Annotated in this window: 12 protein-coding genes and 1 pseudogene; 9 read left to right on the top strand and 4 right to left on the bottom strand. The window is 69.5% G+C overall.

The annotated features are described in order from the left end of the window. The first annotated feature begins 6 nt into the window (after window positions 1–6). From asnB to ACLQ28_RS16950, 9 genes are all read left to right on the top strand, one after another. Window positions 7–1,977, top strand: a complete 1,971-nt coding sequence (gene asnB / locus ACLQ28_RS16990; protein ID WP_425687235.1) for an asparagine synthase (glutamine-hydrolyzing) — start codon at window positions 7–9, stop codon at window positions 1,975–1,977. Next, window positions 1,974–3,017, top strand: a complete 1,044-nt coding sequence (locus tag ACLQ28_RS16985) for an NAD-dependent epimerase/dehydratase family protein (protein WP_425687234.1) — start codon at window positions 1,974–1,976, stop codon at window positions 3,015–3,017. The genes asnB and ACLQ28_RS16985 overlap by 4 nt, the downstream gene beginning before the upstream one ends. Window positions 3,018–3,230: 213 nt before the next feature. Further along, the gene (locus ACLQ28_RS16980) at window positions 3,231–4,253 is read left to right on the top strand and encodes an SMP-30/gluconolactonase/LRE family protein (RefSeq protein ID WP_425687233.1); all 1,023 of its coding nucleotides are present in this window, start codon (window positions 3,231–3,233) and stop codon (window positions 4,251–4,253) included. A gap of 119 nt (window positions 4,254–4,372) precedes the next feature. Then, the gene (locus ACLQ28_RS16975; RefSeq protein ID WP_425687232.1) at window positions 4,373–4,822 is read left to right on the top strand and encodes an NAD(P)-dependent oxidoreductase; all 450 of its coding nucleotides are present in this window, start codon (window positions 4,373–4,375) and stop codon (window positions 4,820–4,822) included. A gap of 227 nt (window positions 4,823–5,049) precedes the next feature. Next, window positions 5,050–5,370, top strand: a complete 321-nt coding sequence (locus ACLQ28_RS16970; protein ID WP_425687231.1) for an ArsR/SmtB family transcription factor — start codon at window positions 5,050–5,052, stop codon at window positions 5,368–5,370. Between the two features lie 126 nt (window positions 5,371–5,496). Continuing rightward, window positions 5,497–6,504 (top strand): zinc-dependent alcohol dehydrogenase family protein, encoded by a 1,008-nt coding sequence (locus tag ACLQ28_RS16965; RefSeq protein WP_425687230.1) that lies wholly within the window; start codon window positions 5,497–5,499, stop codon window positions 6,502–6,504. 99 nt (window positions 6,505–6,603) lie between these two features. After that, on the top strand, window positions 6,604–7,464 hold the full coding sequence (locus tag ACLQ28_RS16960) for a helix-turn-helix transcriptional regulator (protein WP_425687229.1): 861 nt from the start codon (window positions 6,604–6,606) through the stop codon (window positions 7,462–7,464). A gap of 44 nt (window positions 7,465–7,508) precedes the next feature. Further along, the gene (locus tag ACLQ28_RS16955; protein ID WP_425687228.1) at window positions 7,509–8,489 is read left to right on the top strand and encodes a quinone oxidoreductase family protein; all 981 of its coding nucleotides are present in this window, start codon (window positions 7,509–7,511) and stop codon (window positions 8,487–8,489) included. 3 nt (window positions 8,490–8,492) lie between these two features. Continuing rightward, entirely contained in the window at window positions 8,493–9,299 is an 807-nt protein-coding gene (locus tag ACLQ28_RS16950; protein WP_425687227.1) for an MFS transporter, read from the top strand. A gap of 70 nt (window positions 9,300–9,369) precedes the next feature. Here the strand turns inward: ACLQ28_RS16950 and ACLQ28_RS16945 are convergent, their stop codons facing one another. The 4 genes and pseudogenes from ACLQ28_RS16945 to ACLQ28_RS16930 all read right to left on the bottom strand — a co-directional run bounded on the left by ACLQ28_RS16945 (window position 9,370) and on the right by ACLQ28_RS16930 (window position 11,913). Next, the gene (locus tag ACLQ28_RS16945) at window positions 9,370–10,299 is read right to left on the bottom strand and encodes a transposase (RefSeq protein WP_425687226.1); all 930 of its coding nucleotides are present in this window, start codon (window positions 10,297–10,299) and stop codon (window positions 9,370–9,372) included. Between the two features lie 59 nt (window positions 10,300–10,358). Continuing rightward, window positions 10,359–10,697, bottom strand: a pseudogene (locus ACLQ28_RS16940) (transposase); the annotation flags it as partial. A gap of 397 nt (window positions 10,698–11,094) precedes the next feature. Next, entirely contained in the window at window positions 11,095–11,454 is a 360-nt protein-coding gene (locus tag ACLQ28_RS16935) for an SDR family oxidoreductase (protein WP_425687225.1), read from the bottom strand. Between the two features lie 66 nt (window positions 11,455–11,520). Next, on the bottom strand, window positions 11,521–11,913 hold the full coding sequence (locus tag ACLQ28_RS16930; RefSeq protein ID WP_425687224.1) for a YybH family protein: 393 nt from the start codon (window positions 11,911–11,913) through the stop codon (window positions 11,521–11,523). Window positions 11,914–12,202: the final 289 nt, after the last annotated feature.

The following is a 12,202-nucleotide window of genomic DNA, read 5'->3' as shown; positions in this document are numbered from 1 at the left end:
GCGCGTATGTGTGGGATCGCCGGCATCTTCGACTTCGACGCCGCTGTCGAGCCGCACCGGCTTGCCCGGATGGCACATTCGCTGGCGCATCGCGGCCCCGACGGCGAGGGCTACTTCATCGCTGCGGGGATCGGGCTGGCGTACCGGCGGCTCGCGATCGTCGACGTGGCCGGTGGGCAGCAACCACTGAGCGACGAGCGCGGCGACATCCAGGTCATCTTCAACGGCGAGATCTACAACCATCGTGCCCTGCGGGCGCGACTCGTCGAGCGCGGCCACACCCTCACCAGTGGCAGCGACGGTGCGGTGATCGCTCACCTCTACGAGGAGTACGGCCTCGGCTTCGTCGACCACCTCGACGGTGACTTCGCCATCGCCCTGTGGGACGGCCGGCTTCGCCGGCTCGCGCTCGCCCGGGACCCGGTCGGTGTCAAGCCGTTGTATTACCACGTCGCCGGCGGCCGGCTCCAGTTCGCCAGCGAGGTGAAGGCCCTGTTCGCGTCCGGGTTGTGCGTGGCGCGCGTCGACCCGCAGGGGCTCCGCGACGTCTTCGGCTACGGCCAGCCGACCGCGCCGGGCACCTTCTGGGCCGGCGTTCACGACCTGCCGCCTGGGCACCTGCTCGTGGCCGACGGGGCCGAGGTCAACCTGCGCCGGTACTTCACCCCGTTGAGCGGCGACCCGCACGACCTGCTGAGCGGGCGAGTCGCCGTCGAACAGTTCCGCTCGACGTTCATCGAGGCGGTCCGCAAACGGCTGCCGGACGAGGTCGGCTTCGGCGCGACGCTGAGCGGCGGCCTGGACAGCACCGCCGTCGTCGCGACGATCTCGGCCGTCCTCGGCACACCGGTACAGACCGCCAGCATCCGGCTGCCCGGCTCGGACCTCGACGAGGGCCGCTACTCCCGGCTCGCCGCAAAGGCATTGCGGGTCGACAACGTCGAGATCGAGTTCAGCGGCGCCGAGGCGTGCGAGCACCTGGCGAAGACGCTGTGGCACCTGGAGTCGCCGCAGTGGTTCGGCGTCGCCACGCCGTTCATGAAGGTAACCCAGATCGCGGCCGACCAGGGCGCCAAGGTCGCGCTGACCGGCGACGGTGCCGACGAGCTGCTCGGCGGCTACTCCTGGTATGTCCTGCAGCGGCTGGAGCAGCGGCTCGGCCGGCTGACCCGGGCGGGCCTGGATCCGCTGCGCCGGCTGATCCTGGCTCGGGTGCTCGCCCACAATGGCGCCCCCGCCGGCGCGGCCGCCCACATGGCCAGCGTGCCGAGGCAACTCGCGGACACCGCGGATCGCTTCGGCGGCGGGGCACCCGCCTGGTTCTACCTGTGGTCCGCGATGGACGCGGTCGCGCCCGCGCTGCTGCGCCCGTCCAGCGGTGCCCTCGCCCCGTCGCCGCTGCCGGCCCCGCCGGTGCACACGGCACTGCACCGCTCATTGCACTACGAGTACCAGACCCGGCTGCCCAGCTGGGTTCTGATGCTCAGCGACCGACTGTCGATGGCCAACGGCGTCGAGGTGCGCGTGCCGTTCATGGACCGGGCTCTGCTGGACCTGTCGGCGCGCCTGGATCCTCGCGCGCTCATGCGGGGTACCAGCGAAAAGCACATCCTCAAGGAGGCCCTTCGCGACGTGCTCCCAGCACCGATCCGGCGCCGCCGGAAGAAGCCGTTCTTCACGCCCATCACGCCGTGGTACCTCACCGGCCCGGGCGAGGACCTCGCGGCGACCTATCTCGGGCCGGCGGCGGTACGCGCCAGCGGGCTGTTCGACCCGGCACAGGTGACCGCGCTGCACCAAGCGGCACTGCGGGGCGCCGGACGCACGTGGGAGGGCACGGTCGCCGAATGGGCCAGCATGGCCGTCCTCACCACCCACCTGCTGTTGGAGGTGTTCCACAACGCGGCCGCCGCGCCCGCACCGGCCGCGCTTCCGGCGCAGCTCGCCAGAGCCCTGCAACGCGCCGAGCGGCAATGACGACCACCGACACGAATCCCTGGCCCGGCATCGAATCGCGCACCATCCTGGTCACCGGGGCAACCGGCTTCATCGGGGCCCGGCTCGTCCGGCGGCTGTCGGAGATGCGCTGCACCGTCATCGCGATGGTCCGCCGGACCTCCAACCGCACGGCCCTGGCCGGCATCCCCGGGCTGCGCTTCACCGTCGCCGACCTCGACACCGGCGAGGGCGTGCCAGCGGCCGTCGCGGGCGTCGACACCGTCGTGCACCTGGCCGGCCAGGTGAAGGCCCGCCGCCCGAGCGCCTTCCGGCGCGGAAACACCGACTCCACGGGCCGGCTGGTCGCGGCCATCGCCGACACCGACCCGGTCCCCCGGCTGGTGCTGTGCTCGTCCCTGGCCGCCGCCGGACCATCCCGCCCTGGCCGGCCACGTGACGAGTCCACGCCGGTCGCGCCGGTCTCCGAGTACGGTCGCAGCAAGCTCGCCGCCGAGGAGATCGCCCGCGCCGCTGGTGTTCCCACGGTGGTCCTCCGCCCGACCATCGTGTACGGCCCGGGCGACCACGATTTCCTGCCGTCGTTCCTGCCGATGGCCCGCCTGGGCACCCACCTGCGTCCAGCCCGCCCGGAACGCGAATACTCGTTCGTCCATGTGGACGACCTCTGCGCCGCCCTGATCGCGGCCGTCGTCCGCGGCGAGACACTGCCCCCGGACGGCGGGGACGCGGGCGTGTACCTCATCAGCGACGGTCAGGTGTACGGCTGGAGCGACTTCTGCCGCCAGCTCGCCACCGCGATCGGCCGCCCCCGCCCGCGCTTCATCCCGGTGCCAGGTCCGCTCGTCCAGGCGACCGGATGGCTGTGCGACCTGAGCCCGGTCCGCCGCGGCCCGGTGCTGACGATGAACCGGGACCGCGCTCACGAGATCCGGCAGCTGGCGTGGACGTGCGCTACCGATCGTGCACAGGCGGACCTCGGCTTCACACCGGCATACCGCTTGCCGGACGGCCTGGCCAACGCCGTGGCGTGGTACCGCAGCCAAGGCCTGCTCCCCTGACGACCTCACGCGGCGTCGCCCTGGTCGCCCCCCGCACAACAGTCTGCACGCCGCCGGCTGGACACACTGAGCGAGACCGCGGTGGCTCGCGGATCCAATTCGTCGGACGCTCAAATATCGATTGACGTCTTTGCATGTCATCCGGATCCATGATGAAATCATCCGGGCAGGACCGCCGGTCTTCGCAAACGCCGACGCCGATTGGAGCATCCGATGAGGTGGCGTCCAACCATTGCCGCGCTGGCCGGCATGTGCCTCGCCCTGAGCACCGCAACATTCCCCGCCGGTGCCGCCGGTGGCGTGCTCGCGGGTCCGCCCGGCACACCGCCCGGCGTCTGTCCGGCGGGGGCCGGGTACGGGCCACCACTGCCGGGCAGTTCGGTGCTGGCCACAAAAATCCGGAGTGGTTTCTCATTCCTCGAAGGGCCGGTCTGGGTCGCCGACGGCGGCTACCTGCTGATGTCCGACATGGCCGCCGGCACCGGGCCGTACAACGTCCAGCCGTCCACAATCCGCCGGTTCACCCCGCCGGCGACCTTCGACACGTTCCTCGCCAACGCTGGCAGCAACGGCCTGGCGCTCAGCGCCGACGCCCAGCAGATCATCGCGGCCACTCACGACCAGCGAAGCCTGTCTGCGTACCGGCTGAGCGATCTGGCCCGCAGCACCGTCGCAGCGAACTATCAGGGCCGGGCGTTCAACTCGCCCAACGACGTCGCGGTCCGCTCGGATGGCGTTGCCTACTTCACCGACCCCAACTTCCAGCGCGGCAACCGCTCGGACCAGATGAGCGGACGCACCAGCGTCTTCCGCGTCTCCGGTGGTCAGGTGTCACTTGTGGACGACCGGCTGCGCCAACCCAACGGCATCGCGCTCTCGCCGGACGGGACCGCGCTGTACGTGGGCGCCTACTCCGAGAACAAGATTTACAAGTACGCCGTCCAGCCCGACGGCAGCACCGGCGCCCGCAGCGTCTTCGTGAGCTACCTCGGCGGGCCAGACGGCGTCACGATCGACTGCGCCGGCAACGTGTACTGGGCGTCGGGCTCGGACGCGCTGGTCCACGTCTACTCCCCCACGGGCACCCAGCTCGGCACGATCCGGGCCGGCACCTCCGGTACGACCAACGTGGCGTTCGGCGGTCCCGACCGGCAGACTCTCTACATCACCTCGGGCCCGAGGAACGACTCCGGCCTGTACAGCGTGCGGCTCAACATTCCTGGCTACCCGTACTGATCAGGAGCCTTGAAGAGGCGGTCCGCGGTGTCGTGGGCTTCCGAGCGCGCGGGTCGCCGCGAACCGCACCTTCAGTTGTCGCGATCCGTCGCGTCAGGAGGTGGCCGATTCGCGCGGTCGTGGCCGCACTCGCCCCACGCGGCCCGCTGGCCGGCGCCTTCCGCGACGTCTACCGCTCCATCGCGCGTCTGGCCGATGCCGCCGGCGTACCCCTGTTCGTCGTCGGCGGCTACTCGTCGCTGCGCCCTGCGCCCGGGGCAGATCGTTTCGTCTCCGACCTCAGCCACATCCCCGCGAACCTCCACGACGAGATCCGTGCCGGGGCGGCACTCATCATCGAAGACCTCCCGGCCACGCCCCCGACACTCGACTGGGTCTTTGTGAGCCCTGCGCTCAGGTTCGGCGCACGTATGCCCGCCGAACGACTTGGCCGTTATCGACTCGGCGACGATGTCGCGGTCCAGCCCGAGGACGGCGGCGCAATCTCCGCCGCGGACTACGCGCTCGGGTTCGTCGACCTGATCGAGAAAGACGATCATCACCGGGCACAGGTCAACCTCGGCCACTGAGCAGGTCGTCCAGACCGCTTGTTGTCGTCGTACCACGCCGACCACCGGCGTCGGCCGGGCCCCGCTCGCCGAGGAGATTGCGAGCGGGGCCTGGCGGGGGATCCCGACACGGATGGTGTGACCTCTGCCGACCGCGTCAACTTTGATCAGCGTCGTACGATGGGTGGGTTGTGATGCGCCCGTTCCAAGGAGTTGCCGTGCCTCGCCCTCGTAGTGCAGCTCGGACCGTGGAGCACCCCGACGTGTCTGACGTTTCCTTGCAGCAGGTCATGGAGGCGCTGGCGGATCCGGTACGACGGGCGGTGGTGTCCCAGTTGGCCGGCAAGGGCGAGGACATGAGGTGTGGCGCGTTCGAGGCGCCCGTGTCGGTTTCGACGCTGACACACCATTTCAATACGCTGCGCGAGGCTGGCGTGATCCGCCAGTACTACGTGGGGACGACCAAGATGAACGCGCTACGCGCGGACGAGATCGAGCGCCGTTTTCCGGGCCTGCTCTCGGCGGTGGTGGCCGCCGCTGACACCGAGACGGGCGCAGGTTCGGCCTGAGTCCATGGCCACTATTCCGATGCCGGTCGAAGTTTGAGCGTAATCGAAATTGGGGGTAGCGTGATTGGCGGCGCCGAGTCGGTTCGGCGCCGTTCCCGTGATCCCTATTGCTAGGAATGATGCACTATGGCAAAGCTCGTACAGTTCGACCGGCTCGGTGGCGCCGAGGTTCTGACCCTGCGCGACGTCGAGGTTCCCGCACCGGGTGCGGGCGAGGTCCGGATCCGCGTCGACGCCATCGGCATGAACCGGGCCGAAATCATGTACCGCGCCGGCGTCTACTTCGACCAGCCCGTGTTCCCCTCCACGCTCGGCTACGAAGCCGCTGGCGTGATCGAGGCGGTCGGTCAGGGCGTGGACGGCCTCGCCGAGGGTGACACGGTCGCAGTCGTACCGGCGTTCCTGCAGAGCAAGTACGGCACGTACGGCACCAACGTCATCGTTCCGGCCTCGGCTGTCGTGCCTCGCCCCGCCCACATCGAGCCCGCCAAGGCGGCAGCGGTCTGGATGGCCTACATCACCGCCTACGGCGCCCTGGTCGAGTCCGGAAAGGTACGTCCCGGCGACTACGTGCTGATCACGGCAGCCTCCAGCAGCGTCGGCCTGGCCGCCATCCAGCTCGCCAACCACATCGGTGCGATCCCGATCGCCACCACGCGCGGCTCCGACAAGAAGCAGCGCCTGCTGGACGCCGGCGCGGCCCATGTCATCGTCACCGGCGACGAGGACCTCCCGGCCCGGGTCAAGGAGATCACCGGCGGAGAAGGCGTCCGCCTGGCCTTCGACCCGATCGCTGGCCCTGGCGTCGAGACCCTCGCCCTGGGCATCGCCGCCGACGGTTTCCTGGTGGTCTACGGAGCCCTCGACCCGCGCACCACCCCGCTGCCCAACGCCCAGTCCTACCCGGCGCTGAACACCAGCACCTACACCCTCTTTGAGATCACCTCGAACCCGGAGCGCCTGCGCCGCGCCGTCGCGTTCGTCAACGCCGGAGTCGCCTCAGGCGCCTTCACCCCGGTGGTCGACCGCACCTTCGACCTCACCGAAATCGCCGAGGCCCACCGCTACATGGAGGCCAACGGCCACGTCGGCAAGATCGTCGTCACCGTCACCCACGACGACGCCGCAGCCTGACCCGTACCAGGTCGGCGAGGGCGTCGGCGAGTTGGTCGACGCCCTCGTTGCCCGCGCACCACTCCGGCCACGGAGCTAGCGCTCCGTAGGATTGCGGCCATGGCCAGTGCGTCCGCGTCCGCCGACTACCGCCGCGCCGAGTTGCGCGACTTCCTGCGCAGCCGCCGAGAGCGGGTCTCGCCCGCCGACGTCGGCATGCCAAGTGGCGGCCGGCGACGCACGCCAGGGCTGCGCCGGGAGGAGGTCGCCGTGCTGGCCGGCGTCGGGGTGTCCTGGTACACCTGGCTGGAGCAGGGCCGCGACATCAAGGTTTCCGAGGACGTCCTCGACGCGATCGGGCGCACGCTGCGGCTGGAGGCGATCGAGCGCGCGCACCTCTACCGTCTGGCTGGGCTCAATCCGCCCGAGACGCCGCCCACTCCGGCGGTGCCCGCATCGCCCGAGCTGCTACGGCTGCTGCACGCCTGGTCGCCGCGCCCCGCCTACGTCCGCGACCGACACTGGAACTTCACCGCGGTGAACGACGCGGCGCGGGCGGTGTTCGGCTACGGCGAGACCGACCACAACTGCCTGGTCTCCTTCTTCACCAACAACCGCTACCGGGTGATGCACCGGCACTGGGCGCAGACGGCACCCGAGGTGGCCGCCGGCTTCCGCGCCGACGCCGCGCGTTACCCGGACGATCCGGAGTTCGCCCGCGTCGCCGCCGACCTGGCCACGGTGAGCCCGGAGTTCGCCGAGTTGTGGGCGCGCCACGACGTTGCCGAGCACACCAGCGCGGTCAAGGCGGTCGACCACCCCGAGGCAGGCACGCTCCTGTTCGACGCCACGCTGCTGCCGCTGCCTGAACACCCCGGAAATAACCTGATCCTGCACAATCCACGCCCAGGCAGCGGCACCGAGGAGCGGCTGGAACAGCTGATGCGCGAGCGCAGCCTGGTGGTGGCACACCCCGGATAAGCCGACACTGTCTGACCCTGCGCCGGCAACCCAGGATGGTCGTCATGAACAGCGACACCATGCGAATGACGGCAGTGACGATCCCCAGTTTCGGTACGGCTGACGTACTTCGTCGCGACGAAATGACGGTTCCCGAGCCAGGACCGGGCGAGGTGAGCATCGACGTGGCGTACGCGGGTGCCAACTTCGCCGAAGTCCTCTACCGGCGGGGCGTGGTCGACGTGCGACTCCCGTTCGTGCCCGGTATCGAGGTCGCCGGCCGGATTCGGGCCGTCGGCGAGGGCGTGGACAGCGTGGCGGTGGGCCAGCCGGTGGCGGCGCTCACGATCGTCAACAGCGGCGGCTACGCCGAGGTGGCCGTGACCGCCGCCGCACTGGTCGCCCCACTGGACGGCCTGAATCTCGGGCTTGACCTCGCGGCGGCGTTGCCGTCCAACAGCACCACCGCATTCCTGGTGCTCGACCGCGTCGCCCGGATCGCGCCCGGCGAACGGGTGCTGGTGCACGCCGCCGCCGGCGGCGTGGGCAGCCAACTCGGCCAGGTCGCGCGACTGCTGGGCGCCGGCCGGGTGGTGGGTACGGTCGGCAGCACGGCCAAGATCGAAACCGCCATGGGCTTCGGTTACGACGAGGTGATCCCCCGCGACCGGCTCAGCGATGTCGGCGAGTTCGACATCGTGGTCGACATGGTCGGCGGCGCTACCCGCAGAGCCAGCCTGGACCGACTGGCTCCGATGGGACGCCTGGTCGTCATGGGCAACGCCTCCGGCGGTGACGACGTCGGGATCCCCGCGAACGAACTGTGGTTCACCAACAAGACCGTCTCCGGCTTCAATCTCGCCGCCTTCGCCGCCGCGTACCCCCATGAGGTCGGTCGGGCGCTGCGCCGCGCGGTCGTCGCCGCGGCGAAGGGCGACCTACGAGTACGGGTAGAGACGCTCCCCCTCGACCGGGTCGCCGACGCCCACCGCCGCATCGAGTCCGGGACGACCACCGGCAAGCTCGTCCTTCAGGTGGCGAGTTGAGCCGTGACCGCCCTCGCCCAGGCGCTGTTCTGGTCCATCGCGACGGCGACGGTGACCGCGCACTTCCCGCTCGCGGTGCGCGGCCGGGTGGTGGCGCTGTTCGCGACGGGGGCGACGCTCGCCCCGGTGTTCGGCGTGCCCCTCGGCACCTGGCTCGGGCAGGAGGCCGGTTGGCGCGCGGCGTTCGCGGTGCTGGCCGGGGTCGGTCTGGCGATCGCCGCCGCGGTGCTCGTCCTCCTTCCTTCCTATCCCCCGGCCACCGGCGGCGCCGCCCGGGGCACCGCACCAGACGCGCGGCGTTTCGCCCTGTTGCTGATCGCGACCGCCTTCGCCATCGGCGGCTTCATGACCCTGCAGACCTACGTCACACCGTTCCTCCTCGACGTCAGCGGCTTCGCCGACGCGGTGCTGGCGCCGCTGCTGTTCGGCCTGTACGCGCTCGGCGCGCTCCAGCCCGGCGCGGTCGCACTCCTCGCCGGGATCGGCCTCGCGTACGCGCCATTCGGCTCTGCCGTGCAGAGCCGGACAATGCACCTGGCTCCGGGCAGCACCGACGTCGCGTCGGCCGGCGTCAGCACCGCTTTCAACGCCGGCATTGCGGGCGGATCACTGCTCGGCGGTGCCCTCCTGCCCACCTCGAGGGCACGCCCGCTGGCACTCGTCGGCGGACTACTGACGCTGATCGCCCTCACGCTGCTCGCCGTGGACGCGTGGCGGCGCCGCGCCGGTGGGTCAGCGCCGCAGCACACCCGACGGCCTGGACGAGTAAGTCCTAACCCTGGCCCGGACCGTGAGCGCAGCCGGCGGTGACCGTCGGTCACCTCCGTCAGGGCGGACGCGGTGCTGAGCGATATACCTCAGAGTCATATTCACTTGCGTTTTAACGTTTTTGGGGTTTTTTGATCACGGGGTGTCGTGGTGCGGGGCCTCGTGGTGTGCCTTTGGGGCGGCCGGGGCCGGGGTGGGTGTTTTTCCTGGGTTGGGCGGGTGTGCCGATGATCGCGTGGAGGTGAGGAAATCCGCTGCGGACGCGGCTGGGGGTGAGTCGGTGGGGTGGTTGGTGGGGTTGCCAGGGTAGGCGTGCGCCGGTGGTGTGGGGTTTGGCTAGGCGTAGTTGGGTGAGTGCGGTGAGGATCAGCCAGGTCCAGCGGTCGGCTTGTTCGGGGTGGCGGATGGTGGGGGCGAGCCAGCCGAGGTGGGTTTTGGCGTGTTTGAAGGTGTGTTCGATGTCGAAGCGGCGTAGGTAGGCCCGCCAGCAGGTATCGAGGTCGGTGGGTTGTCCGGTGTGCCAGAGCCAGAGGGTGTGGGTGTTGGTGGCGCCGTTGCGCCGAGGTGGGTTCTCGATGTCGACGCGGATGATGGTGGCTTCGACGATCGGGGTGCGGGGCAGGTGTTTGTAGCGTCCGCCGGCGGACTGGCTGTAGAGGGCGGGGTGGAGTCGGTGCCAGGCGGTGACCCGCACGTGGCCGTGGTGCGGGTCGTGGGTGTGGTGTTCGGCGTCGGGCGGACCCCAGGTGGTGGGATCGGCGAGGGTGAACTTGGCACCGTGGCGGGCGGTGGGTCCGCGTTTACCGGGCGGGCGGGGTCCCGGGTCGCGGTAGAAGACCCGGTCGCCGCGTAGCCGGACCAACAGCGTGGCTCGGGGGCCGGGGTTGTCCTGCTGCCACAGCAGCCAGGACAACGCGACCGGGTCATAGCCCGCGTCGAGAACGAACAGCGGTGGCGTGTCGGTGGGGCCGAGCCGGTCGATGCAGGAGCGGATCTGCTCGCTCGCCTGGGTGGCCACGTCCGCGTCCGGCGGGACCCGCATGGCCTGCAACGGTGCGGTCCGGAGTCCGGTTGCCCACTGAGTTGCACCAGCCACTGGTACTGCCATCCAGGCACGAACGGCCTGCCGTTGGTGTGTCGCATGCTGTGATGCACCCACCCCCGCTGCGGACTGGTCTTCGCATACGGACGCGCCCACGAACTCAAATCCAGCGCGAACCACAACGGCCAGTCCCGCGGCCGGCACCTGATCACCGCGTCCTGGACCGCGTCGGCGTCGATGACACCGTCCGCAAGCGCCGCGTAGGCCGACCCGTGCCCCCTGCCGAACACCGGCACCAGACTCAACTCAGCCAGCGTATGAACCCGCCCAGGAGCACACAACACCGCGTCCACCAGCCCGAACAAGGCGTCTGCGCGGCGAGTGAAACACCCGTACACGGCAGCGCGAAACCGCCAGAGATCCTCAACCGTCGGGATGGCGGCGCACGAGAGCACCACCGAACCAGGCACAATCACAGACACGGCCACCGCCTCTTGTCGATTTCTTCGCAGAACCGAGATTGAGACGGTGGCCGCTTCACGTCACGCCGACACGCCGACGATCATCACACCAACGAATCCCGCACGTTAAAACGCAAGTATTCATACCTCTGAGGTATATCGCTCAACAGCACATCGACATGGCAGGCAGACAAAACGGATGGCGAGCGTCCTTGGCTGTGCTCGCAGCCCCGTCTTGAGTTAGGACTTACCCCGTCCAGAGGACGGCACGGCGGCGATGAGGTGACGGACTCGCCGCGGGCCCGGCGTGCGCCGGCTCATGTCGACGCCACGCTTAGAGGAGCAGGCCCCCGGTTGCGCGGATGTTCTGGCCAGTGATCCACTGGGCGTCCGGCCCGACGAACAGGGCGACCACGGCGGCAATGTCGTCGGGCTGGCCGAGCCGTTGCAACGCGGTCAAGGCGGCGGTTCGGGCCAGGGCCTCCGGGCAATTGACAGCGCGCAGCAGGTCGGTGTCGGTGGCACCCGGTGAGATCGTGTTCACGGTGATGCCACGGCCACCGAATTCACGTACGGCGACCGCAGTGAACTGTTCGAGGGCTGCTTTGCTGGCGCAGTAGACGGAGTGGCTGGGCGCCGGCACCACCGTGTTGAGGGTGGAGACGTTGATGATGCGGCCGTTGTCGCGCAGCACCGCAGCGCATGGAGTGCACGTGGGTCACAGCGCCATCATCCACACAACCGATGGGTGGTACTGACGTCAGGAGCCGTCCGGAGGGTTGGCCGGTTGTTGTCCCGGCCAGAACGGCCACTCCTCGAACGACCGACAACGTCCATCGTCGGCGAATCGCATAATCCACAGGTCGCGGTACTCCTGGTCGACCGGGTCGCCGTAGCGGACCTCCTGGCGCGACACCGCCGTGTCGCCCTCGACCGCGACGATCTCGCTGGTCATCTGGAACACCTCGTCCGGGCCCTTGCGCTGCTTTTCCCACATCCGGGCGATGGCTGGCAAGCCGACGACCGGTGTCCAGTACGGCCCCTGCTGGTAGCTCGCATCCTCAGTGAAGAGCGTGACCAGGCCGTCCGTGCCCGGTGTCCGCCAAACCTGCTCGTAGGCGGCGAGCCAATCGGCGACGTGCTTCCTGTCCATGGGCATCACCTTGCCATTCGACGGGCGGCCGGCGGCGGGAACCGGCCAGCCTCGGGGGTAGACAACCTGCCCGTCGGCGCCGCAGGTCACCGTACGCTGCCGCGGGCAGTGCCACTGTCGGCATTCAGATCAGACAAGGGACCGAGCTGTCAATAAGCGAACAAGATTAGTGGGGCCACAGTTGAACGGGAACTGCAAGGCATTGAGATTCCCATCTCTGCCCACGAAGTTGCTGGCCGATGAGGAGGAATCAACTCTATGCTTGCCGCCGAATCGACCACGGCTCATC

The sequence above is a fragment of the Micromonospora sp. DT201 genome (assembly GCF_049841575.1).
Taxonomy (GTDB): Bacteria; Actinomycetota; Actinomycetes; order Mycobacteriales; family Micromonosporaceae; genus Micromonospora.
This window is presented reverse-complemented; position numbering and strand designations above follow the sequence as displayed.

What these genes read in the sequence shown, in the direction of transcription:
- asnB (WP_425687235.1), top strand. Translation starts at nt 7, where the DNA reads ATGTGTGGGATCGCCGGCATCTTCGACTTCGACGCCGCTGTCGAGCCG.
- ACLQ28_RS16985 (WP_425687234.1), top strand. Translation starts at nt 1,974, where the DNA reads ATGACGACCACCGACACGAATCCCTGGCCCGGCATCGAATCGCGCACC.
- ACLQ28_RS16980 (WP_425687233.1), top strand. Translation starts at nt 3,231, where the DNA reads ATGAGGTGGCGTCCAACCATTGCCGCGCTGGCCGGCATGTGCCTCGCC.
- ACLQ28_RS16965 (WP_425687230.1), top strand. Translation starts at nt 5,497, where the DNA reads ATGGCAAAGCTCGTACAGTTCGACCGGCTCGGTGGCGCCGAGGTTCTG.
- ACLQ28_RS16960 (WP_425687229.1), top strand. Translation starts at nt 6,604, where the DNA reads ATGGCCAGTGCGTCCGCGTCCGCCGACTACCGCCGCGCCGAGTTGCGC.
- ACLQ28_RS16955 (WP_425687228.1), top strand. Translation starts at nt 7,509, where the DNA reads ATGAACAGCGACACCATGCGAATGACGGCAGTGACGATCCCCAGTTTC.
- ACLQ28_RS16945 (WP_425687226.1), bottom strand. Translation starts at nt 10,299, where the DNA reads ATGCGGGTCCCGCCGGACGCGGACGTGGCCACCCAGGCGAGCGAGCAG.
- ACLQ28_RS16930 (WP_425687224.1), bottom strand. Translation starts at nt 11,913, where the DNA reads ATGGACAGGAAGCACGTCGCCGATTGGCTCGCCGCCTACGAGCAGGTT.